The organism is Azospirillaceae bacterium (assembly GCA_028283825.1).
Classification (GTDB): domain Bacteria; phylum Pseudomonadota; class Alphaproteobacteria; order Azospirillales; family Azospirillaceae; genus Nitrospirillum.
Genome location: JAPWJW010000002.1, coordinates 249,294 through 272,257, shown reverse-complemented (window position 1 = coordinate 272,257; position 22,964 = coordinate 249,294). Strand labels below are relative to the sequence as shown.

At 68.1% G+C, this 22,964-nt stretch carries 18 protein-coding genes; 7 read left to right on the top strand and 11 right to left on the bottom strand.

The genetic code is table 11. The features are described 5' to 3' along the window. Positions 1-443: 443 nt before the first annotated feature. The 3 genes from PW843_09910 (at position 444) to PW843_09900 (ending at position 4,019) form a co-directional block, all read left to right on the top strand. Positions 444-2,114 (top strand): adenosine deaminase, encoded by a 1,671-nt coding sequence (locus PW843_09910; GenBank protein ID MDE1146922.1) that lies wholly within the window; start codon positions 444-446, stop codon positions 2,112-2,114. Positions 2,115-2,141: 27 nt separating this feature from the next. After that, positions 2,142-3,101, top strand: a complete 960-nt coding sequence (locus tag PW843_09905) for a nucleoside hydrolase (protein ID MDE1146921.1) — start codon at positions 2,142-2,144, stop codon at positions 3,099-3,101. 123 nt (positions 3,102-3,224) lie between these two features. Further along, the gene (locus tag PW843_09900; GenBank protein MDE1146920.1) at positions 3,225-4,019 is read left to right on the top strand and encodes a transporter substrate-binding domain-containing protein; all 795 of its coding nucleotides are present in this window, start codon (positions 3,225-3,227) and stop codon (positions 4,017-4,019) included. A 9-nt stretch (positions 4,020-4,028) separates the two neighbouring features. Here PW843_09900 and PW843_09895 read toward each other — a convergent pair whose 3' ends face one another. From PW843_09895 to PW843_09870, 6 genes are all read right to left on the bottom strand, one after another. After that, entirely contained in the window at positions 4,029-5,153 is a 1,125-nt protein-coding gene (locus tag PW843_09895; protein ID MDE1146919.1) for a hypothetical protein, read from the bottom strand. A gap of 392 nt (positions 5,154-5,545) precedes the next feature. Further along, positions 5,546-6,526, bottom strand: coding sequence for a nucleoside hydrolase (locus tag PW843_09890; protein MDE1146918.1), 981 nt, complete (start codon positions 6,524-6,526; stop codon positions 5,546-5,548). A 110-nt stretch (positions 6,527-6,636) separates the two neighbouring features. Beyond that, positions 6,637-8,841, bottom strand: coding sequence for a TonB-dependent receptor (locus PW843_09885; GenBank protein ID MDE1146917.1), 2,205 nt, complete (start codon positions 8,839-8,841; stop codon positions 6,637-6,639). 327 nt (positions 8,842-9,168) lie between these two features. After that, positions 9,169-10,155 carry an ADP-glyceromanno-heptose 6-epimerase gene (gene rfaD / locus PW843_09880; GenBank protein MDE1146916.1) on the bottom strand — a complete coding sequence of 329 codons (987 nt, stop codon included), beginning with the start codon at positions 10,153-10,155 and terminating at the stop codon, positions 9,169-9,171. A gap of 97 nt (positions 10,156-10,252) precedes the next feature. Beyond that, entirely contained in the window at positions 10,253-11,704 is a 1,452-nt protein-coding gene (gene rfaE1, locus PW843_09875) for a D-glycero-beta-D-manno-heptose-7-phosphate kinase (GenBank protein MDE1146915.1), read from the bottom strand. 100 nt (positions 11,705-11,804) lie between these two features. Continuing rightward, the gene (locus PW843_09870; protein ID MDE1146914.1) at positions 11,805-12,416 is read right to left on the bottom strand and encodes a TetR/AcrR family transcriptional regulator; all 612 of its coding nucleotides are present in this window, start codon (positions 12,414-12,416) and stop codon (positions 11,805-11,807) included. Between the two features lie 249 nt (positions 12,417-12,665). Between PW843_09870 and PW843_09865 the strand changes: the two genes are divergently transcribed. Next, entirely contained in the window at positions 12,666-14,045 is a 1,380-nt protein-coding gene (locus tag PW843_09865) for an MATE family efflux transporter (protein ID MDE1146913.1), read from the top strand. On the opposite strand, the gene PW843_09860 is transcribed toward PW843_09865, so the two are convergent. Continuing rightward, positions 14,042-14,512, bottom strand: coding sequence for an SRPBCC family protein (locus PW843_09860; protein MDE1146912.1), 471 nt, complete (start codon positions 14,510-14,512; stop codon positions 14,042-14,044). The two genes, PW843_09865 and PW843_09860, sit on opposite strands and share 4 nt — an antisense overlap. Positions 14,513-14,680: 168 nt before the next feature. Beyond that, a complete protein-coding gene (locus PW843_09855; protein ID MDE1146911.1) occupies positions 14,681-17,272 on the bottom strand; it encodes a response regulator in 2,592 nt (863 codons plus the stop codon). 351 nt (positions 17,273-17,623) lie between these two features. Here PW843_09855 and PW843_09850 point away from each other — a divergent pair, with 351 nt between their 5' ends. Further along, a complete protein-coding gene (locus tag PW843_09850; GenBank protein MDE1146910.1) occupies positions 17,624-19,678 on the top strand; it encodes a HAMP domain-containing methyl-accepting chemotaxis protein in 2,055 nt (684 codons plus the stop codon). Positions 19,679-19,865: 187 nt separating this feature from the next. Here PW843_09850 and PW843_09845 read toward each other — a convergent pair whose 3' ends face one another. Further along, positions 19,866-20,273 carry a rhodanese-like domain-containing protein gene (locus tag PW843_09845; protein ID MDE1146909.1) on the bottom strand — a complete coding sequence of 136 codons (408 nt, stop codon included), beginning with the start codon at positions 20,271-20,273 and terminating at the stop codon, positions 19,866-19,868. Between the two features lie 187 nt (positions 20,274-20,460). On the opposite strand from PW843_09845, the gene PW843_09840 reads away from it, so the two are divergent. Further along, a complete protein-coding gene (locus tag PW843_09840; protein MDE1146908.1) occupies positions 20,461-20,808 on the top strand; it encodes a VOC family protein in 348 nt (115 codons plus the stop codon). A gap of 22 nt (positions 20,809-20,830) precedes the next feature. Here the strand turns inward: PW843_09840 and PW843_09835 are convergent, their stop codons facing one another. Beyond that, entirely contained in the window at positions 20,831-21,118 is a 288-nt protein-coding gene (locus PW843_09835) for a type II toxin-antitoxin system RelB/DinJ family antitoxin (protein ID MDE1146907.1), read from the bottom strand. Between the two features lie 163 nt (positions 21,119-21,281). Here PW843_09835 and ftrA point away from each other — a divergent pair, with 163 nt between their 5' ends. Further along, entirely contained in the window at positions 21,282-22,262 is a 981-nt protein-coding gene (gene ftrA, locus PW843_09830) for a transcriptional regulator FtrA (GenBank protein ID MDE1146906.1), read from the top strand. Positions 22,263-22,409: 147 nt separating this feature from the next. On the opposite strand, the gene PW843_09825 is transcribed toward ftrA, so the two are convergent. Next, positions 22,410-22,784, bottom strand: a complete 375-nt coding sequence (locus PW843_09825; protein ID MDE1146905.1) for a hypothetical protein — start codon at positions 22,782-22,784, stop codon at positions 22,410-22,412. Between the last annotated feature and the right edge of the window lie 180 nt (positions 22,785-22,964).

Below are 22,964 nucleotides of genomic sequence, written 5' to 3'. Positions count from 1 at the left end.
GCCGGCACAGGGGTGATTCCGGTTATAACCCCAAGGGTGATGGGGGATCCGAACCACAGGACCGGCCGCCACCCGGCCCATCCTTTATACGGCCCATCCCGCCGGATGCGGTTCCCTTTGCACGGACGGCCCCCGGGGGCGCCCTTCCCCCGGCACCGCGACAGCCCGGCCCCAAGGGCGTCTTCGGTATCCCCCAGGGGACCGGGCCCGATCCCCCATGCGGTAAGTACAGTCGCCGGGCGCCTTTTGATCGGCTTGAAAGTCTTCCCGCATTTGCCGGGGTGGCAAGCCTGGCCGTGACCCCTCATAATGTTCTGCACTGGCAAGGGCATAACGTCCCGGTGCCCACCCCTGGATCGTCGGCGGCCTGCACCCTGTCTGTCCCAGCGGCGATGGGCGTGGGGCGGTGACGGGGCCAGCCAAGAATGGCAAGGGGCATGGGTATGGACATGAGGGCGCGCGGCATTCACCAGGGGCGCGGATCGGGCACACGGCGGCCCCTGGCCTTCGTGGCGCTGCTGGGCAGCTTGTGGCTGGGCGCCTGCGCCGCGGACGGGGCCAAACCCACGGCCGTCCCGGCGCCCCCGCCCACCGCCCCGCAAGCGGCACCGGCCGACGCCACCGCCACCCTGTTCCAGACCCTGCGCGCCGATCCGGTGCGGCTGTCCATGTTCCTGCGCCGGTTCCCCAAAGGGGCTGACCTGCACAACCACATGACCGGCGGCATCTATGCCGAGAACATGGTGGATTGGGCCGCCCACACCGGCCGCTGCGTCGATCCCAAGGCCCTGGCCCTGAAGGCCGGCCCCTGCACCGGCGGCCTGCTGCCGGCGGCGGCGGTGAAACGCGACGTCGCCCTGTACAACCGGCTGGTCAACAGCCTGTCGATGCGCGGCTTCGTGGCGGGGCCGGAGTCCGGCCACGACCATTTCTTCGACACCTTCGCCAAGTTCGAAGCGGGCATCAACGACCAGATCCCCGAAATGCTGGCGGAGGCGGCGAACCGTGCCGCCGCCGACCACATCCTGTACCTGGAACTGATGTGGTCCAACGGCATGGCCAAGGCGGCCGGCCTGGCCTCATCCCTGGGCACACCCGCCCCGGGCGCCATCGCCGGGGATGACGCCATATTCGACCGCTGGCGGACGGCGGTGGAACCGGGCCTGCCGGCCGTCATCAGCGCCGCCAAGGCCGACACCGACGCGGCCGAGGCCGGCATGCGCCGCATCCTGGCTTGCGGCACGGCCCAGGCGCAGCCTGGTTGCGCCGTGCAGATCCGCTATCTGGCGCAGGTCATCCGCGTGCTGCCCAGCCCGCAGGTCTTCGCCCAGAGCCTGTTCGGGTATGAGCTGACCGCCGCCGACCCGCGTTTCGTCGGCGTCAACCTGGTGGCGCCGGAGGACAACCCGGTGGCGCTGGGCGATTACGGCCTGCACATGCGGGCGCTGGGCTATCTGGGCCATCGCCAGCCGGCGGCCAGACTGTCGCTGCACGCCGGGGAACTGGCCCTGGGCCTGGTGCCGCCGGAGGATTTGCGCGACCACATCCGCCTGGCGGTGGAGGTGGCGGGCGCCCGGCGCATCGGCCACGGCGTCGACATCGGCCAGGAAGACGACGCCCAGCAATTGCTGCGCACCATGGCGGAGCGGCGGGTGCTGGTGGAGATCAACCTGACCAGCAACGATGTCATCCTGGGCGTGAAGGGCCGCGACCACCCGCTGACCACCTACCGCGCCTTCGGCGTGCCGCTGGCCCTGTCCACCGACGACCAGGGCGTGTCGCGCATCGACCTGACCAACGAGTACGTGCGTGCGGCGGAGACCTATCACTTGGGCTACGCCGCGCTGAAGGAGATGTCGCGCAACGGCCTGACCTACGCCTTCCTGCCCGGCGACAGCCTGTGGGCCACCCCCGGACAGCCGGTCATGGCCTGCGCCGGGACGGACGCGGCGCCGTCGCCCGCCTGCCAGGCCTTCCTGGACCAGAGCCCCAAGGCCACCCTGCAATGGCGGCTGGAGGCGGACTTCCGCCAATTCGAGGCGGCCGTGACGATGGAGGCCGAAAGCGGCTTGTGGGGCCACTTGCCCACGCCTAAAACCCAGCCCAAATCCTGATTTCCCGAGCCCCGAGAGACCGCGGCCATGCGCCTACTGATCGATACCGACACCGCCGGCGACGACGCCTTTTCCCTGCTGCTGGCTCTGCGTAACCCGAAGGTCCAGCTGGACGCCATCACCATCTGCCACGGCAACGTCACCTTCGACCAGTGCGTGGAGAACGCGCTGTACACGGTGCAGGCCGCCGGCAGGGCGAACGAGGTGCCGGTCTATCCCGGCGCCCGCCTGCCCATGATGCGCAAGCCGCTGGACGCCGCCTACGTCTTCGGCCGGGACGGGATGAGCGACGCCAATTTCCCGCCCGCCCGGCAGCGGCCGGAGCCCAAACACGCCGTGGACGCCATCATCGACACGGTGATGGCCCACCCGGGTGAGGTCACCATCATCGCCCAGGCGCCCCTGACCAACCTGGCCCTGGCGGTGATGAAGGAACCGGCCGTCGCCCAGGCCACCAAGCACCTCTGGATCATGGGCGGCACCGACAACGCGGTCGGCAACGTCACCAGTGCGGCCGAGTTCAATTTCTATGTCGATCCGGAGGCGGCCAAGATCGTGGTCAACGCCGGCTTCAAGGCCACGCTGCTGACCTGGACACGCTCCATGGTGGAAGGCGTGATCACCAGCGCGGAACTGGACGCCATCGCGGCCTTGGGCACGCCGGTGTCCGACTTCTTCACCCGGGTGAACCGTGACAGCCTGGCCTTTTCCCGTGACCGGCAGCGCATCGACGGCAGCATCCACCCGGACGCCCTGACCTGCGCCTGCGCCCTGGATGAAAGCCTGGTGCTGGAGGCGGAGGAGTGCGTGGTGGATGTGGAGGTGGCGGGCACCCTGACGCGGGGTTATTCCAGCGTCTCAAGCGCCATCCTGCCCGACGCGGCGGATGCCGACCCCGACCTGGCACCCCAGCTGCCCAACATGCGGGTGATCAAGCGGGCGGATCGCGACGGTTTTGTCCGTATGATGACGGACGCTGTGCGCTGACCTTTCGACGTACCTAGTTCGGCTTTTTAGCCCTTCCCCAGCGGCGGGTCCTCGCCTATGTGACGGGTGGGTGTCCCGTACGTCAGAGACCCCTTTCTCAGCATCGTCGGGGTCGTGAAGCGGATGGGCGGGGTATTGGAGACGCGGACGGATCGCCGGCGCCTGCTGGCGGGTGCCGGCGGGCTGTTGCTGGCCGGCGCGCTGCCCCGCATCGCCCGGGCGCAGCCGGACCAGGCGGCCGTGCGTTTCATCCACCCGGCCGGGTTCGAGCCCATCAGTTATGCCGACGCGGACGGCAACGCCGCCGGCCTGCTGCGGGAGGCGCTGGACCTGGTGTTCCCCGCCGCCGGCCTGCGGCGCGACGATATCGTGGTCCCCTGGTCGCGCGGCCAAATGATGGTGCGCGAGGGCACGGCCGACGCCTTCTGCACCGCGCGCTCCGTCGAGCGTGAGCAATACGCCCAATTCTGCGACCAGACGCTGGTGACCATGGTTTCCGGCATCTGGCATCGGCGCGACGACACGCGCGCCGCCAATGTCCGGGACATGGCCGGGCTGATGGCGTTGCGCCAGGGCAACTACCTGGGCAACAGCTGGCTGCGCGACCATGTGCCCGCCGACGCCGCCGTGACCTGGGTGTCCGATCCCAACAGCGTGCTGAAGATGCTGGTGGCGGGCTACATCGACGCCTTCGTCCAGGGCGACCTGCTGGTCGCCTGGCTGGTGCGGCGCGCCGGCCTGACCGATCGCCTGGCCTTCACGCCCAAGGCTTTCCTGGAAGACATTCCCTGCGGCCTGGCGGTGCGGCGCGGCCATCCCGACTGCGCGGCGTTGGTGGCGGCGCTGGACACGGGCATGATGTCGGTGCGGGCGGAGGTCGACCAGTTGATCAACCGTTACCGCCCGGTCGATAGCTGACGCGCCCCCTTACGGCTGCTCCTCCGCCATTACCTGCGCCACCGGGGCCTCGGCTGCCGCCATTCCGCCGCGCAGGCGCTCCAGCTCCGCCCGGGCCGCGCTCAACTCACCCGACACCAGGTCGCGCTCCTGCTGGAGGAACGCCATCTCCGTCTCCAGGCGCCCTTGCGCCGCATGGGCTGCGTTAAGCTCAACCATGGCCTGATCGCGTTCCCGGCGCCGGGTCAGGGCGATGCCCTGCGCCACGTCCAGCCTTTCCTTCAGGCCGTCGCGACCGAAGACGTATCGGGTGAGGAAACCGGCGTAGTGCCGGTACCGCTCAAGGGCTTCCAGGAAATCATCGCGGCATTTCCTCACCATCGCCTGCCCGGCGGGGGAGGGCCCATCCGGGGACTGGTCCAGGGCCATGAACATGTCGGGGATGTTGTTCAGCAACTCCCGCATTTCGTTCATGTCCAGGTCATTCACGGTGGAAAAGCAGATGCTGGGGCGATAGCCGCCGAGATCGACTTCCGTGCCGCAGAAGGCCGACAGCTTTTCTTCCGCATCGACGCGGTATTCGTCATTGGTGAGCATGTCTATGTCGATCATCAGATCGGCAACGTCCATGTTCCTGTAATACAGATAAATGTGCAGGAACAGGAAGACGATGAGGGTCTTCCTGTTCGGTTCCTTATTGGCGCCGGGGTACAGCAACGCCAGATCCCGAAGGAATTTGTCCTGGCCGCAATGGGGTAGGATCCGGTCGATGGTTTCGACAAAATACTTCGAACCGGCGAGATAAAGCTGGTTGTATGAGCACCACTGATAGAAGGGGTTGCGATACAGCAGGACATGGGCGCCGCCGAACGCCTTCTTCAGGGCGGCGGACCGGCCCAGGGTCCGGGTATCGGTCAATACCGGACATTTGCCCACTGTCCGCGCATGGTCGATGAGCAGCCGGACATAAGCCACCTCACCCGGCGTCAGCGCGCCGTCAAACCCGTCGGGGGGCAGGAAACGCTCAAACGCCATTTCCGGGGTGAGGTGGGGGACGCCGCCATCCGCCTTCAGCAGCGGCGTATATTCCATGTAGGACGGCGCGCCGGTGGGGTGCCGGCCGCCCATCCAATTCTCCGTGGAAAAATTGGGCACGGCCTCGGTCCGCAGCCCGGCCAGATTTTCGTGGAAAATCTCACCATACGCCAGGATGGCGGGGTTTCTCCGGAAGCAGCTCCGCAGCCACGTGCTTCCGGTTCGGTAACCGGAATGGATGAACATCGTCACAGCAACAATTCCACGCATAAGGGCCCGCTGCCGTAAGCCGGCATGGGACGTTCAGGGGTGGTCGGTGGAATAACCATGCCCGCTAAACCGAAACGCGTCCATAGGTCGCAGGCCCCTGAACGTTTATTATCTGGACAAAACCCAATATGCGCAAAAGGACTGCCAACATATCCGGCATATAATGGGCGGTCCACAGAGGGATTTATATCGCATTACTGCGATATTCGCCATTTTGCTATCTCCGTGTGGGCGAATTCATCTCAGTGCTGAATCAGCAGACTGTTCATCAGCAGGCTCAGGATGCCGTCCTTGTCTTCCTTCAGGCAGACCTGCGCGTTGGCGGGGCCGGTCACCGGCGTGGTCTCGCCCTTGTCCCCCACCGCCAGCCGCAGGGGCGTGGTGGGGCAAAGTTTGGGATCCAGGACGTAGGCCACCGGCAACAGGTCGAACAGCGTGGGCGTGACCTGGCCCCAGGCGTTCAGGCGGCGCCACTGGTGGTACATCAAGGTTAGCGCGTCGGTCATGGGCGTGCCGGCGGCGAACAGGATGTCGCGCTTCACCTCGTCCAGCTTCAGCCGGGTGCTGTCCAGCGGCATCACCACCAGGGGCACGCCGCTGGCGAACAGCTTCCGGGCGGCGGCGACATCGGAATAGATGTTGTATTCCGGTGTGGGGCCCAGCACGGGGCCGTAGCCCGTGTCGTTGTAGCCGGCGTAGACCGACCCGCCCATCATCACCACCCGCTTCAGCTTGGCGAAGCCGGCGGGGTCGCGGTCGATCACGGCGCCCAGGGTGCTGGGCGGCGCCAGGGCGATCAGGGTGACCTGGCCGGGGTAGCGGCGCACCTGGTCCAGGATGAAGTCCACCGCCGGGGGTGCGGCCTGGGCCGGCACCGGCTGCCCCTCCGCCCAGCGCTTCTGGGTGTAGGGCGTGGTGTTGGCGGTGGATGGCCCTTGCGCCACGGGGATGTCGGGACGACCGGCGACGGCCAACAGGCGCTGCAGTTGGCGCACGCGCGTCCCCGTGTCGCCCCACCCCGCCGTCACACCCAGGATGTCCAGCCGGGGATCGGCCAGCGCCTGGGCCAGGGCGAAGGCGTCGTCGATGTCGTCGCCCACGTCGGTGTCGATGATGACCTTCTCACGCGCCGGTGCTTCCGCCGCCGGTGCCCGGGCGGCCAGCAGGCCGAGGGCCAGGGCGCCCAGGCACAGGGTTCGGACGAAGGACGGAAAACGGATCATGAAAGCCCCCAGGAACGGCTTGGCCGATATGAAGAGGGGCCCGCCGCTGCCACGGCCGGGCCCCTTCCCCTGTCCTAGCATGGTCCCCCTCTGCGGGGGACCACCAGCACTTAGAAATCGACCTTGGCCTGGACGCCCAGGATGCGGGGCTCGTTCAGCATGCCGGTCAGGTTGTTGAAGTCGATGGCGCCGATGACGCGGATCTGGTCCAGCACGTTGCGGGCATAAGCCGCGATCTCGTACCCGCCGGCGTAGTTCTTGTAACCGACGCGGATGCCGCCATCCAGGAAGGGCTTCCCGGTGAATTCCTTGGCGGTGTACAGGAAGAAGTTGTCTTCGCCGCGGTAGGCCCAGTCGGTGTAGAAGAACACCTCGTCGTTATGCGCCAAGGGGATGGCGTAGCGCAGGGTGGCGTTCAGGATCCACTGCGGCGCCTCGGGCAGCGGGTTGCCGTCCAGCAGGGCGTTGCCCTGGGCGTTCAGCTTGTTGGTCACGGTGCAGCCGCCGCCGCAGGTGGCCGCCGACACGTTCGGGTCCTGGATTTCGGTGTGGTTGTAGCTGCCGCCCGCCGTCACCAGCAGGTGCTCGATCGGCTTGGCCTCCAGTTCCAGTTCCACGCCGTAGCCGATGGCGTGGTCGGCGTTCAGCAGGTGGGCGGAATTGCTGGTGCCGCCCACGGCCGTCAGCTGCATGTCGCTGGTGTCGAAATAGTAGCCGGTCAGGTTCAGGCTGGCGCGGTGGTCGAACAGCGCCGACTTCACGCCCGCCTCATACGAAATCGTGGTCTCCGCCTTGGCGGTGGACACGCCGGAACCCAGGCGGTCCTGGATGGACGGCGCCAGATAGCCGGTGGCGACCCGGACATAGGCGTTGATGTCGCTGTTGATGGCGTAGTCGGCGCTGGCGTCCCACGAGACGTTGCCGCCGTTGACGCTGGTGCGCAGCAGCGGATCCTGGGTGTAGCCGAAGTTGTTGATGGTCTCGACCGACTTGTTGTCGTGGGAATACCGCACGCCGCCGCTCAAGGTCAGGGCGTCGGTGATCTTGTACTTCGCCGACCCGAAGACGCCGCTGGTCTCGCTGCGGTCCTTGTGGTGGCCCTGCTGGGTGACATCGCCGGTGGACGTGTCGAAGCCAAGATCTTCCGCCGCCATGTAGGAGTTGAAGTAGTAGACGCCGCCCTGCAACAGCCAGGGGCCCAGATCGTTGGTGGCGACACGCACCTCCTGGCTCAGCTCACGCGGGGAGGTGTAGCCGCCGGTCTCCACCGAGAACGGCGTGTCGGACGGCACGCCGCCGTCGATGTCGCCGCGGCTGAACACGTTGGCGCGCTCATAGCCGCTGACCGAGGTGACGGTGAGGGGGCCGGCATCGTAGACGACGTGCAGGTTGGACCCGAAGCTGTTCAGCTTCTGCGGGTTGGCGCCGTCCTGGTCGGTCTGTTCGATGTTGTAGCCGGACACGATGTCGTTCGTGCCCTTCTGGATCACGTTGGCGCGGAACACGCGGGCGGAACCGTCCAGCTGGCGGCCGTGGACGTTCAGCAGGATGTCCAGCTTCTCGTTGGGCGTGAACTCCAGCTGGAAACGGCCGGCGAGGTCGCGGTAGCCCTCGAAATCCGTGTCGTTCTTGGTGGTGATGTCCTCGTTCTGCACCCAGTCGTTCCGGCGCTGCATGTTGACCGAGGCGCGGTACTTCAGGATGTCCTTGACGATGGGGCCGCCCACGGCGCCGGTGAAGTTCACCGTGTCGTAGGTGCCGTAGCTGAGGTCGGCGAAGCCGCCGAATTCATTGGTGGGCTTGGCGCTGTCCAGCTTGACCACGCCGGCCGGGGTGTTCTTGCCGAACAGCGTACCCTGGGGCCCGCGCAGCACTTCCACCGAGGCTAGGTCGAAGGCGGGGAAGGCCTTCAGCATGGGGCTTTCCATGGCCACGTCGTCATAGACCACCGACACCGGCTGGGACGCGTTGGGGTCGAAGTCCGAATTGCCCAGGCCGCGGATGTAGAAGCGGGGATATGTCCGGCCGAAGGAGGATTCGGCCTGCAGGCTGGGCGTGCGCGCCGCCAGGAAGCGGATGTCCATGCCGCTGGAATTCAGTACGTCCAGCTTCTCACCACTGATGGAGGTGACGGCCAGGGGCACGTCACGCTCGCGCGCCGGCGTGCGTTCGGCCGACACGATGATCTCATCCAGCTTGTCCGACGGCGCGTCCTCGGCGCGCGCCACGCCCGTCAAGCCGGCACCCATGGCACCCAGCGCCGACACGGCCAGGAGCGTTGAGCGAAGCCCGCCCTTGTTCTGTACCTTCTTCATGATCGACCCCTTCATTTTTGCCACCTTTTTCGGCGGCTTGATCACGCGCGGGACCAGCGGCGGGACGCGAAACGCGGGCGTCCCAGGCTGCTGCGCGGCATTAAGGGGTGATATCAGCAAGAAGGGGGCCAACCAATGGCCCGGCCGTACTACATCCCTGTAAATGACAGGATTGTTGCGGTTCGGCATCAGTGGGCGATCGGCGCGCGCCGACCCGCAACCATAGGGTCGGGCCGGCAACCCGGAATGATTGCCCATATTCTGGGCACATCGCTGAACCGTTGTGCCCAGAATCTGATCGGATGGTCAGGAATTACACTCGGGGAATCAGACGTAGGGATCAGGCGTCGCCAGATAGTCCTGGACGTAGCGGCGGATGCCTTCCTCCAGCTCCGTGAACGGGGCGGTATACCCCGCCGCCCGCAGCCGGCCCATGGCGGCCTGGGTGTGGTACTGGTACTTGCCCTTCAGATGGTCCGGCATGGGGATGTAGTCGATGCGCTCGTCCACCCCCGCCGCCCGGAACAGGGCGCGGGCCAGGTCGTTCCAACTGCGTGCCTGGCCGGTGCCAAGGTTGAACAGGCCGTTGACGCCCGGGTTGTCGTACAGCCACAGCATGACGTCCACCGTGTCGCCCACCCAGATGAAGTCGCGCACCTGGCCACCATCGGCATAGTCGGGACGATCGGACGCGAACAGGCGCGCCGGCTGGCCGCCCGTGATCTGGGGGTACAGCTTGGCGGGGACGGAGCGCATGTCCCCCTTGTGGTATTCGTTGGGGCCATAGACGTTGAAGAACTTCAGGCCGGCGTGCTGGGGCGGTGCCGCCACCCCGTCGTCCAGGGCCGTGCGCACCCGCCGGTCCAGCAGGTGCTTGGACCAGCCATAGGGGTTCAACGGCCGCAAGGTGGCCAGCGCCGCCGCGGAGGAATCATCGTCGAATCCCAGCGCGCCATCGCCGTACGTCGCGGCGGAGGAGGCGTAGATCAGGCGGACGCCCTGTTGCGCGCACCAGGTCCACAGATCCAGCGTCAGGCGAAAATTGTTTTCCAGGATGCGGTCGGCATCCGTCTCCGTGGTCGCCGAGATGGCGCCCATGTGGAAGATGGCGGTCACGGCGCCGCCATGCCGGTCCAGGAATTCCGGCAACTGTTCCGGCGTGATCAGATCGTGCAGGCCGCGCTTGGCCAGGTTGCGCCACTTGTCCCCCTGGCGCAGGCGGTCCACCACCACGATGGGGCCGAGGCCGCGCGCCTCCAGCCCCGCCACAAGGTTGGAGCCAATGAATCCAGCGCCCCCGGTAACAATGATCATCGGCTAAGGCATCCCAACGTTTGGGGGCGACGGCGCCCCGGAATCTTTTTGATAAGCGCCCGGGGCTCCTCCAGCCAACCCCCGCGTGGGGGATAGGTCAGCGGGTAACCCGTATGCGCTGGGCGATGCCGGTGGTGCTCTGGTTCGGCACCAGATCCACCAGGGCGACGCGGCCCCCATTCTGCTGCACGAAGTCGGCGCCCACCACCTGATCGACGGTATAGTCCGCCCCCTTGATCAGGACGCTGGGCTTCACGGTGGTGATCAGCGACAGGGGCGTGTCCTCCTCGAACACCGCGACCGCGTCCACCGAGGCCAGCGCCGCCAGCACGATGGCGCGTGAGCGTTCGTCCTGGATGGGCCGTTCCGGCCCCTTCAGCCGGCGGACGGACTCGTCGGAATTCAGGCCCACGATCAGCCGGTCGCACTGCGCCCGCGACGCCGCCAGCAACTGCACATGGCCGGGGTGGATCAGGTCGAAGCAGCCGTTGGTGAACCCGACGCTGAGGCCCAGGCGGCGCCACAGGGCCACCTTCTCCTGCAACTCGCCCCAGCCCAGCACCTTGGATGTGTTGTGGCGGTCGTCCTGTTCGGCCAGCGCATGCAGCAGTTCCGGCGGGTTGACCACGGCCGTGCCCACCTTGGCCACCACCAGCCCGGCGGCGACGTTGGCCACATGCACCGCGTCATTGATGTCGGCCCCCACCGCCAGGGCGGCGGCCAGCACGGCCACCACCGTGTCGCCGGCACCGGAGACGTCGAACACCTCCTTCGCCTCGGCCTGGACGTTCAGGCAGGTGCCGTCCGCCTGGACCAGGGTCATGCCTTCCTCGCTACGCGTCACCAGCAGGCCACCGATGCCGTGTTCCCGGATCAGGGCCTGGGCCGCCGCCACGATGCCGTCCGTGGTGGTCGGGTTATGGCCCACGGCCATGGCCAGTTCGGCGCGGTTGGGCGTCACCAGCGTGGCGCCGCGATAGATGGAATAGTCGGGGCTCTTGGGATCGACGATCACCGCCTTGCCGGCATCACGCGCCAGGGTGATCAGTTCGCGCAACACCGGCGGGGTCAGCACGCCCTTGCCGTAGTCGGACAGGATGACCACCGACACCTGGTCCAGATAGGCCGCCACCGCCGCCACCAGCGTGCGGTGCGCGGCGTCCGCCACCGCCTCCTCGCTGTCCCAGTCGGAACGCAGCAGGTGATGGCCGTCGGCCACGAAGCGCGTCTTTTCCGAGGTCAGGCGGCCGCCGTCCACCTGCAGGATGGGGGTGATCTGGGCGTCCTCGGCCACCAGGCGGGTCACCCGCTGGCCCGCGGCGTCGTTGCCGATGACGCCGCCGAACACGACATGGCCGCCCAGCGCCGTGATGTTGCGCACCACGTTGCCGGCACCGCCCAGCATCATGTCCTCCTGCGCGTTGCGCAGCACGGGCACCGGCGCCTCGGGCGAGATGCGTCCGACCTTGCCGCGGACGAAGCGGTCCAGCATGACATCGCCGATGACCATGACCCGCGCGTCCGCCAGCGTTTCGATAAGCGAGCCCAATCCCACGGTTCCGTCCCCTGCTTTAAAGCGCCTGCGTCCAGGCCAGACATTGCAAACGGCCCCGGCAACGTCAAGGGCATCATCGGGATGGGGCTGCGGCCTAATGTAGGCCGGCCTTGGCCGGCGGCGTCAGGAAGCGGCCTATCAGGGTGCGCGTCATGGCCAGTCCCGCCTGGGGGTCGAAGTCGGGATCGCGGGTCATCATGGTCTTGGGCGCGTCCACCAGGCCCATCACCAGGCGGGCGGCCATGTCCGTGTCCAGGCCGGGATCGACCTGGCCCCGCCCCTGCCCCGCGCGCAGCAACCCGGCCACCAGGTCGTGCAGGCTGCGGCTGTGGGTTTGCAGGGTGGCGGCGATGGCGGGATTGCGCCCGGCCTCCGCCATCACGTCCAGCAGGACGCTGCGGTGCTCGGGCTTGTAACGTTGCCAGGCGGCCTCCACCACCGACATCAGGGCCGCAATGGTGTCCGGCCCCTCCATCAACGCCGTGAAACGGGACACCGCCTGCCCCATGGCGATGTTGGTCATGGCGGCCACGATCGCCTCTTTATTCTCGAAATAATAATAGAGGTGGCCGGGGCTGATCCCCGCCTCGACACAGATGCCGGCGATGGAGGCGCCACGGAAGCCGTCGCGCGAGAAACAGCGCCCCGCCGCCGCCAGGATCTCCTGCCGTTTCTCTTCCTGTTTGACCGGATCGACCTTGCGCAACGCACTGCTCCGTGAATTCTCATCAGCGGCCCCAAGCCGCTGTAGGACGCGAAGGCGTCCGCCGCAGGTTTCTGGGAAGCGTAAGCGGACCGGAAACCGAGGATAAGCCAAGGGCGCGGATGCGCCCGCCCGGCGCCTGAGGGGAAAAAAGATCCATATTAGAGCGGTCACTCTATCAAAGCTTGACGGCCATGGGAACCTGGGTGCTTAAATAGATTGAGCGATCGCTCTAATTTAAGGTTCGCGCCCATGCCCATGTCCCCGCAGGAACGCCGCGCCCTCATGCTGGAGGGCCCCGTCGGACGGGCACTGACCCGTCTGGCCTTGCCCATCATCCTAGCCAACATCCTGCAGGCGGGGTACCAGCTGACCGACGCCTTCTGGGTGGGCCGCCTGGGGGCCGCCGCCGTGGCGGCGGTGACGATCAGCTTCCCCGTCACCTTCCTGGTGATCGCGGCGGGGGCCGGCCTGGCCATGGCGGGGTCGGTGATGGTGGCCCAGCACGCCGGCGCCGGGCGGCAGGACCAGGTGAACCACGTCGCGGCGCAAACCATGCTGATGGTGGCGCTAACCTCCCTGGCGGCGGGAACCGTGGGCTACCTGCTGTCGCCCCTGCTGGTCCGCTTGCTGGGCGTGGCGCCGGAAGTGCACGACGGGGCGCTGCGTTTCATGCGCGTGTCCTTCATCGGCATCGGCTTCGTCTTCCTCTACGGCCTGTTCCAGGGCCTGATGCGCAGTGTCGGCCACACCCGGGCGCCGCTGATCATCCTGGGCGGCACGGTGGCGCTGAACTTCCTGCTGGACCCGCTGTTCATCTTCGGCTTCGGTCCCGTGCCGGCCCAAGGCGTCATGGGGGCCGCCCTGGCGACGGTGGTGACGCAGGGGCTGGCCACCGCCGCCGGCCTGGCCACCTGTCTGCGCGGCCGCCACGGCATCCATCTGTCCTGGCGCCATTTCCGTCCCGACCTGGACCATTTGCGCCGGGCGTTCCGGCTGGGGCTGCCGGGGTCGGTGGAGATGTCGGCGCGCAGCATCGGCCCGCTGGTCCTGTCCTTCCTGGTGGCCAAGCTGGGCACCGTGGCCATCGCCGCCTACGGCGTCGGGTCCAACGTCCTGCAGATGGTGGTCATCCCCGCCATGGGCCTGTCCATGGCGGTCTCTACCGTCGCCGGGCAGAACCGGGGTGCGGGCAACCTGGCCCGGGCGCATGAGGCGGTGATGCGGGCGTCCGTCTATTCGCTGGCCGGCCTGACGGCGGCGGGCCTGGTCGCCTACGCCGCGGCACCGGCCATCGCCACCCTGTTCGTACCCGGCGATCCGGTGGTGATTGCCGAAGGCGCGCGCTTCATCCGCATCATGTGCCTGAGCTGGGGCGGCATCGGCCTGCAATTGTGCGCCCTGTCCGCCTTCCGCGCCGCCGGCCGCATGGCCTACGCCATGGGCATCGCCCTGGTGGGCCTGCTGGTCATCCAACTGCCGCTGGCCTACGGCCTGTCCGCGACCGTGCACCCGGCGACCACCGGTTTCTGGCTGTCCTTCCCCATCGCCAACGTGCTGGTGGGCCTGGGCGCCTTTCTCTGGTACCGGCACAGCGAAAGCCGGACGCCGGCGGCGCCCCTGACGGCTTAATGCGTGGCAAGAGCGACTAGCAGCGCGTCCAATTGGTCGAAGGATTCGGGCAGCGCGCCTTCCATGCCTTCGGCCGTGTCGAGCGCCTCCTTGGAGGGATAAAGCTCATGCAGGACCAACAGGGTCTTGCCGTCCTTCTCCTCGAAGGTCACCGTGGTGACTGGGCCCCCGTCGCTTTCCTCATTGGTCCAGACGATGCGCGCGGGCGGCGTCACTTCCAGGTATTTGCCGAAGAAGGCCATGGTCTTGGAATCGCCGAGATCGAATTCCAGGCGATAGCCGCCCCCGGTGCGGACGTCCATTTCGCAGGAAAGCAGTGACAGGCCCAGCGATTTCGGCACCCACCACCGCCTGAAAAGCTCAGGCTTGCTCCAAGCTTCGAAGACAATGCGCGGCGGAGCGTTGAAGGTCCGCGTCGTGACCATTTCCCGTTCGGATTTGCGTTCCACCGTCGTACGATTAGCCATCCGCGTTCTCCTTCCCGTTCAATGCTTGCAGGTGCGCACACGCCCGATCTTTATCGGTCGTGACGAGCCCCGCCTGCCCTAGAACGCCGCGGGCTCCCGGAAGTCTCCGGCGGTCCCGGTCGGAATGGGCACGAGTCGAAATCCCGGGCCGCTACGTCCCCGAAACCTTCACCCGAACCGCTTGGCCACGGCGGCCCAGCCCTGGCGGCCGGCGTCCACCGCCGTGTCGGCCAGGCTGAGCGCCCGGGTACGGTCCTGGGCGACGCAGGCGGCGTGCAGCGTCTCACCCAGGGCCTGAAGCTGTTTCAGGCCGGCGTTGCCGGCGGTGGAGATCAGGTCGTGCGCCTCGGCCCGCAGGCCGTCCAGGTCGCCCCGGGCGCGCAGCGCCGCGACGCGGTCCAGCCGCTCCCCCCCGTGGGCCACCAGGCTGCCGATCAGGCTGAGGAACTGTTCCCGCCCGGCGATGGCCTCCAGCCGGTGCAGCACGGCGTCGTCCAGCACCACGCCGGCGGGCAGCGGCTCGGCCGCCGGGGCTTCCGGCGCCGGCTCATGCGGAGATTCAGCAGTCCATTGGGCGACGGCGCCCACGAACTTGCGCTGGTCGAAGGGTTTGGCCACGACGTCGTCCATACCGGCTTCCAGATATTCCTCGGCCATGCCGGCCATCGCGTTGGCGGTCAGGGCGATGATGGGCACGCGCGCCTCCCCCTGCCGGGCGCGGATCAGGCGTGTCGCCTCCAACCCATCCATGCGCGGCATCTGCACGTCCATCAGGATCAGGTCGAAGACGGCCCCCGGGGCGGTGGCGGCTTTCACGCCCTCTTCCCCATCCTCGGCCAGGGTCACGTCATACCCTTCCTTGCGCAGCATGAGCAAGGCCACCTGCTGGTTTATCTGGTTGTCCTCGACCAGCAGGATGCGCCGGCCAGCGCCGGCGCCCACCTTGGTGGGGTCGGGCTTGGCGGGGGCCGCCGCCACCTGGCTGAGGAACAGGCGGCTCAGCACGTCCAGCAGGGTCTGGCGGCGCACCGGCTTGGCCAGCACGGCGGCGAACACGTCCACGTCGGCGCTGCCCCGGTCCATCACCCCGAAGGAGGAGATCAGCAGCAGCTTGGTCTCGGCGAAACGGCCGTCGTCGCGGATGCGCTGACCCAACTGGTCACCGCGCACCTCGGCCATGGAGAAGTCGACCAGGATCAGGTCCGGCGGTTCCCCCCGGGTCCAGCTGTCGTCCAGCGCCGCCAGGGCGCTGGACGCCCCGTCGGCCAGGCTGACCACCATGCCCAGGTCGGTGAGCGCGCGGCTCAGGATCTTCTGGTGCAGGGGGATGTCGTCGACCACCAGCACCCGCAGGCCCTTGATGCCGTCCACCAGGGTGTTCTGGTCCACCAGGGTCGCGGCCACCGACCGCAAGGGCACGGTGAACCAGAACGTGCTGCCCTGGCCGGCGGTGCTATCGACACCGATGTCGCCGCCCATCAGATCCACCAGCTGGCGGCAGATGGACAGGCCCAGGCCGGTGCCGCCGAAACGGCGGGTGATGGTGCTGTCGGCCTGGCTGAATTTCTGGAACAGGCGGGTGCGCTGTTCCTCCGGAATGCCGATGCCGGTGTCGCTGACCGCCAGGCGCAGGACGCGGCGGCCATCGGCCAGGGGTGCGGACCCGGGATCCAGCCCCACCTCGATGGCGACCGTGCCCTCGCCGGTGAACTTGATGGCGTTGGACACCAGGTTGGCCAGGATCTGGCGCAGGCGGGTGGGATCGCCGCGATAGGCGCCGCGCGCCGCGTCATCGACGTAGCAGACCAGATCCAGGCTTTTCTCCGCCGCCTTGGGCGACAGCAGCATGGCGACGCCGTCCGCCAGCTCATCCATGGAAAAGTCAATCTCTTCCAGGTCGACCTTGCCGGCCTCAAGCTTGGAGACGTCCAGGATGTCGTTGATGATGGACAGCAGCATCTCGCCGCTGTCGTGGATGGCGGCGGCCAGGACACGCTGGTCGCCGTCCAGGTCGGTATCCAGGATCAATTGCGCCATGCCCAGCACGCCGTTCATCGGCGTGCGGATCTCGTGGCTCATGTTCGCCAGGAATTCGGACTTGGCGCGGCTGGCGGCCTCCGCCGACAGGCGGGCATGGTCGCGCTGTTCCGCCAGCGCGGCCATCTGCAGCGCCTGGGCCTGCAAGGCCGCCTCCGCCCGGCGACGGTCCGCCACCTCCGCCTCCAGCTGGTGGAAGGCGACCTGCTTGCCGAGCGCGCCACCCAGGGCGCCGGCCATCATCTGCAACAGGGCCACGTCCTCACCGGTGAAGAAGGACGGTTCCGTCCCCATCACCTTCAGCACGCCGACCACGCGGCCCGCCTCGAACAGCGGTGCGCAGATCATGGCGTGCACGCCCACGCGGCGGCAGGCGTCCTTATCGACCCGGTCATCGGTGTCGCTGTCGTCGCAGATCAGGACCTGCTGCGTTTCCACGCAATAGCCCGACAGGCTGCCCTTGCGTTTCAGCCGGACGCCGACGAACTGCGACACGGCCCCGCTGGCGGCGCGGTAGACCATGTCCTCGCCCTCCGCCAGTTCCACGACGGCGCCGCGGGCGTTGGTCAGCCGTTGCAGCCGATCCACCACCATCTGCATGAAGGCGTCCAGATCCAGTTCGGAGTCCGCCAACAGCGACTGCGTCAGCACCACCTCGCTCAGGCGTTCCACCTGATGCTCCAGGGCACGGATGCGGTCTATCTCGGTCTCCGACCGGGTCACGCCTACCTCTTCCAACGCTTGCACGCCAAAACCATCTGTTCTCATTCGCCCCAAGCCGGCCACTATACGTGGGCAGTGAGCCCCCGGCATCGGACAAGATGACGCCCGGCCAATATCTTTCGCAGTAATCGCCGCCGCCGTCGACCCCTGGATACCATCGATCCGCATTTCAACCTTCGCGGCAGCCTTCACGGATCGTTAACGAGCTGCCGTTATTGTCTTTTGGATTCAGGCGGCTCCCTTTCCTTCCGCTCCATTTCCCCGCCGCTGGTCCCCATGACCGGGCAGGGTGAGCGTAGCGGCGGGTGGGGCCAGACCATCGGCCCATCCAGCAAGGGAACACCCCCTCCCGTGAACATCAGCAAGACTGTCCTGTCCGGTATCGGCGGCCTGGCCGCCCTGGCCATCGCCCTGTCCGGTGTGATCGCCGTGGTCGCCGGGGGCGACCTGGCGGACCAGACGCGGGCCGGCCGCACGTTGGCGGCCTATGGCGACACGCTGAAGGTGGGCGCCCTGCTGGCGTCGGAACGCAGCGCCTGGAACGCCGCCTTCAGCGCCGACGGCCCGGCCGACCCGGGTGCGGCCTCAAAGGCCACGGCGGCCACGGACGCGGCACTGGCCGCCGCCCACGCCTCCACCGCCGCCGCCGGCCTGGACGCCGCCCCCCTGGCCCAGGCGCAAAAGACCCTGGCCGACCTGCGCGCCGCCGCCACCGCCGCCGTGGCCAAGCCCAAGGCCGACCGCCCGGCCGATGGCGCCGGCCGCATGCAGGACGGCATCGCCGCCGCCACGGCGCAGACCGACCACGCCGCCAATTCGGCCTTCCGCCGCACCGCCACGGCCGACGTCAGCCTGACCGTGCCCCTGCAAATCGCCGCGATGGCCCAGGATCTGCGCGCCACCGCCGGCACGCGCTCCGCCATCCTCAGCCTGTTCCAGTCGGGCCAGACCCTGGATCCTAAGCGCCTGGTGGCCGCCACACAGGCCACCGGCCAGGTCGCCATCCTGTGGCGCCTGCAGGCCCAGGCCGTCGCCAACCTGGACAACCCGCCCAAGCTGGCCGAAGCCCTGGCCAAGGAAGAAGCCACGCTGATGAAGGAGGGGGAGCCGAAGTACCAGGCCATCCTTGAGGCCGCGCGGACGGGCGCGCCCAGCCCCATGGACAATGCCGCCTGGCGCGCCTGGACCACGCCCATGCTGGACAACGCCCTGATCCTGCGCGACCGCGCGCTGGAAACGGCGCGCGACATGAACGACGACGCGCAAAGCCAGGCAGGCTGGCGTCTGGCGGCCAGCGCCCTGACCCTGGCCTTCGTCGCCGGCATCACCGCCCTGGTTGCCTGGGTGCTGCGCCGCCGGGTGACGGCCCCCATCGCCACCCTGACCGATACCATCACCCGCCTGGCCGATGGCGATCTGGACGTGTCGATCGACACCCCGCGCATCCAGGATGAGGTGGGGGCCATGGCCACCGCCCTGATCGTGTTGCGTGACAAGGCGCGGGTCGCCCGCGCGACGGAACGTGAGGCTGCGGTCGCCCGCCAGGCGGCGCTGGACCGCGCCACCGTGGTGGACGGCCTGTGCCGCGACTTCGATGGCCGCGCCACCACCGGCCTGGACGCCATGGAACAGGCGGCCGCCCACCTGGCCACCACCTCGGCCACCATGACGGAGTCCGCCCACCATTCCAGCCGCCAGGCCACCACCGTGGCCAGCGCCGCCCAAAACGCCTCGCTGGGCATCAACACCGTGGCGGCGGCGGCCGAGGAACTGTCCAGTTCCATCGCCGAGATCAGCCGGCAGATGGCGCAATCCACCATTGTCGCCAACGACGCCGTCGCCAAGGCGCAGGAGACCGACGCCGCCATCGCCGTGCTGGCCACCGCCAGCGCCAAGATCGGCGAGATCGTGGGCCTGATCACCGCCATCGCCAGCCAGACCAATCTGCTGGCCCTGAACGCCACCATCGAGGCGGCCCGCGCCGGTGAGGCCGGCAAGGGCTTCGCCGTCGTGGCCAGCGAGGTGAAGAACCTGGCCAACCAGACCTCGCAGGCGACGGAGGAGATCACCCGCCAGATCGGGGAGATCCAGGCGGTGACCCGCGATGCCGTGGCCGGCGTCCGTGGCATTTCCGACGTGATCAACACCATGGGCGGCATCACCGCCGGCATCGCGGCCGCCGTGGAGGAACAGGGCGCCGCCACCAGCGAGATCGCCCGCAACGTGCAGGAGGTGGCCATGGCCACCCACCAGATCACCGCCAGCATCGACGACGTGCGCACGGCGGTGGACCAGTCCACCACCGTGGCCGGTGACCTGCGCCAGGCCGCCACCTCCATGACCGACCGCACCGACCGGCTGAAGGGCGACGTGGCGGGCTTCCTCGGCGGCGTCAGGACGGCTTAATACCCGTTGCCTTTGATCCGTCGGATCAAAGGCCCCCTCAGACGCCGGGCGCCAGCATCCGCTGGCTTAGGCTTATCCTCGCTTTCCAGTCCGCTCCGCTCCCCAGAAAGCTCCGGCGGCTGCGGTCGCAGCCTACAGCGGCACGAGGTGAAATCTCGTACCGCTGGTATGAGAACCGGTGCTGGGCTCAGCCCCGCGCCAGGCCCAGCCCTTCGTCGATCCAGCCGGTCAGGCCGCCGATCATCTCCTTCACCGGGCGGCCCAGGCGGGCAAGTTTCAGCGCCGCCTTGGTCGATCCGTTGCAGTGCGGGCCGGCGCAGTAGACGACGAACAGCGTGTCCGGCGGATATGCGGCCAATCCCGCCTCGCTGATCTGGCGGGTGGGGATGTTGACGGCGCCGGGTACATGGCCGGCGGCGTAGAGCGCCGGTGTGCGCACGTCCACCAGCACGAAGTCCTTGGCCTCTTGAGTGGTGGCGTACCAGACATCGGCACAGTCGGTCTCGAAACCCAGCTTGGCCTCGAAGTGGGCCGCGGCGGCATCGGCCGGTGCGGCGGGCGTTTTGGCGACAACGGACGGCGTAGCGGCGGTCATGGGGGGCCTCCATCGGGCAAGGGCGACGACAGCCCCGTTGTCGCTCAACCGGCCCCGGCCCGCCAGGGACGCACCCGCCAATATGCGGGCAATTCCGGCCAATCCTTCCCTGCTGACAGATTCTGTCACTGGATGCGGGCTATCAAGCCCCCACTCAACCAACATTTGAACGGAGGCACCCCGCACCATGGCCCGGCCCAACTACATCGAGCTGCCCACCCGCGACCTGGCCAAGGCCCAGGCCTTCTACGAGGGCGCCTTCGGCTGGTCCCTGACCGGCTTCGGCCCCACCTACGCCTGCACCATGACGGGCGACGTGGACGTCGGCCTGCAGGCCGACGCGGATGAGGCGCCCAAGGCCCCCCTGCCCGTGATCCAGGTGGACGATCTGGAGGCCGCCCTGGCCGCCGTCACGAAAGCCGGCGGCACCATCGTCCGCCCCATCTTCAGCTTCCCCGGCGGCCGCCGCTTCCAGTTCACCGACCCCTCAGGCAACGAACTGGCGGTGATGCAGCCCAGCGGGGAGCATGGCTGACGAAAAGTCAGCTGACCTGCCTTTACTTCGACTTTGTCGCGGCCCGCCGTTGTGCAAATCGGGCCTCGACCTCTTCCTCATCCAGGACAGGTCGGGTGTCCTCCAACGCCTGGCGCACCTTGGCGCGGAACCAGGCGTCGTGGGCAGGACTGTCGGCCAGCAGGAAGGGCAATGCGCCCTCATTGGCGGTGCGGGTCAGCAAAATGCGCACAGCATCCGATACGGTCAGCCCCATGCTTTCCAGCACGGCGGCAGCCCTTTCCTTCACATCGGCATCAATGCGCGTCTGCACCAGAGCGTTGCTCACCATCAGGCCCTCCACCATCATTCGCATGACAATGTAATGCAAACGATTGACGATCGCCAATGTTTCATTCTTCGCCGGCCTGGCGCGTCCGCCAATATACAGGCATTTCACGCCAGCAGCCCAAACCCCGCTTGGCACCCGAACCGGGGCCGTGTTTCATCGACGCATGACGCCGCCCCACCCCTCCCCGCCGCCCTTGCGCAACCGCACCGTGGCCGTGCTGGCCTATGACGGGCTGTGCACGTTCGAGTTCGGGGTGGCGGTGGAGGTGTTCGGGCTGCCCCGGCCGGAGATGACGGACTGGTACCAGTTCCGCGTCTGCGCCGCGGAGCCCGGGCCCTTGCGCGCCGTGGGCGGCATCCGCGTGCTGGCGGACGGGGACCTGGATGAACTGGCGGGTGCCGGCACCATCATCATCCCGGGCTGGCGCGGCATGGACGCACCCGTCCCGGCTGACTTGGCAGACGCCCTGCGCGCGGCCCACGGCCGAGGGTCGCGGCTGGTGTCCATCTGTTCCGGCGTCTTCGTGCTGGCGGCGGCAGGATTGCTGGCCGGCAAGCGGGCCACCACCCATTGGCGTTATGCCGCCGCCTTGGCCCAGCGCCATCCCGACATCCGGGTGGCGGCGGACGTGCTGTATGTGGACGAGGGATCGGTGCTGACCTCCGCCGGCAGTGCCGCCGGTCTGGATTTATGCCTGCACATCGTGCGCCGCGATCATGGCGCCCGCATCGCCAACCAGGTGGCCCGCCGCCTGGTCATCCCGCCCCACCGCGACGGCGGCCAGGCCCAGTTCGTGGAAGCGCCACTGGCCGACGAGACCGCGCCGCTGTCGGCCCTGTTCGACTGGATCCGCCGCAACCTGGACCAGGATTTGCCGCTGGCCCGCCTGGCGGCCCAGGCGCGCATGAGCGAACGCACCCTGGTGCGCCGCTTCCGCGAGGCCGCCGGCACATCACCGAAGGACTGGATCCTGGGCGAACGGCTGGGCCGCGCCCGCACCCTGCTGGAGGCCACCTCATTGCCGCTGGAGCAGGTGGCGGCGGAGTGCGGCTTCGGCAGCGCCGACACCCTGCGCCACCATTTCCGCGCCCGCCTGCGCACCAGCCCGGCGGCCTATCGCGGGCGGTTCGCCAATCCGGCCTGACCCTTATTTCAGCGACACAAGATTCCGGCTTGTGTCGCTATAGGCTGCGACCGCAGCCGCCGGAGCTTGTCCGGGGAGCCGTAGGCGGACTGGAAAGCGAGGAAGCCCAAGCGACCGGATGGTCGCGCCCGGCGTCTGAGGGGCGTGTCAAACGTTGGCGCCGTGAGCGTTCAGCGAGGTCCGGACGGCGTCCACATCCTCGGCCACCGCCTGGTGGTCCCCCGCCACGAACAGCACCGCGCCCACACGGCCGCCCGGCGGCACGTCGCCCGGCAGCGGCTTGCGCACCAGCGACACGGCCCCACCCTTGATCCAGACGGGGCTGCCGTCCGGCCGGGTCAACCGAGCCAGCGGTGTCTTCAGGCGTAGGCGCGCCACCAGGACCGCCGCGTCCTCACGCGTGGAGATGTCGGCGGGGCCGGGCCCGCGCACCGAGGTGCTGCCCAGCCCGCCGGTCACCAGCACGACGCTGTCATCATCGATATGCATCACCGCGCCGTCCAAGGCCGTTATGTCCGACATGCCTTCCCGCCTGATCCACCTGTCGTTCCCAAAGGGAACATAGGGTGGGGAAAGCGCGCGTCCAAGATGCCCGGCGGCACCATGCCGCGCGGGAACGCCGACAAAGATGCCACAAACGGGGTTGCGCCGCCGGGGGCCAAACCCTAGAGTGGCCGCCATATGACAACCTTGTCATATGCC

Excerpts from the sequence above, each read along its gene's own strand:
- PW843_09910 (MDE1146922.1), top strand. The coding sequence starts at position 444 with ATGGACATGAGGGCGCGCGGCATTCACCAGGGGCGCGGATCGGGCACA.
- PW843_09905 (MDE1146921.1), top strand. The coding sequence starts at position 2,142 with ATGCGCCTACTGATCGATACCGACACCGCCGGCGACGACGCCTTTTCC.
- PW843_09900 (MDE1146920.1), top strand. The coding sequence starts at position 3,225 with ATGGGCGGGGTATTGGAGACGCGGACGGATCGCCGGCGCCTGCTGGCG.
- PW843_09890 (MDE1146918.1), bottom strand. The coding sequence starts at position 6,526 with ATGATCCGTTTTCCGTCCTTCGTCCGAACCCTGTGCCTGGGCGCCCTG.
- PW843_09885 (MDE1146917.1), bottom strand. The coding sequence starts at position 8,841 with ATGAAGAAGGTACAGAACAAGGGCGGGCTTCGCTCAACGCTCCTGGCC.
- rfaD (MDE1146916.1), bottom strand. The coding sequence starts at position 10,155 with ATGATCATTGTTACCGGGGGCGCTGGATTCATTGGCTCCAACCTTGTG.
- PW843_09865 (MDE1146913.1), top strand. The coding sequence starts at position 12,666 with ATGCCCATGTCCCCGCAGGAACGCCGCGCCCTCATGCTGGAGGGCCCC.
- PW843_09860 (MDE1146912.1), bottom strand. The coding sequence starts at position 14,512 with ATGGCTAATCGTACGACGGTGGAACGCAAATCCGAACGGGAAATGGTC.
- PW843_09845 (MDE1146909.1), bottom strand. The coding sequence starts at position 20,273 with ATGACCGCCGCTACGCCGTCCGTTGTCGCCAAAACGCCCGCCGCACCG.
- PW843_09840 (MDE1146908.1), top strand. The coding sequence starts at position 20,461 with ATGGCCCGGCCCAACTACATCGAGCTGCCCACCCGCGACCTGGCCAAG.
- PW843_09835 (MDE1146907.1), bottom strand. The coding sequence starts at position 21,118 with ATGGTGAGCAACGCTCTGGTGCAGACGCGCATTGATGCCGATGTGAAG.
- ftrA (MDE1146906.1), top strand. The coding sequence starts at position 21,282 with ATGACGCCGCCCCACCCCTCCCCGCCGCCCTTGCGCAACCGCACCGTG.
- PW843_09825 (MDE1146905.1), bottom strand. The coding sequence starts at position 22,784 with ATGTCGGACATAACGGCCTTGGACGGCGCGGTGATGCATATCGATGAT.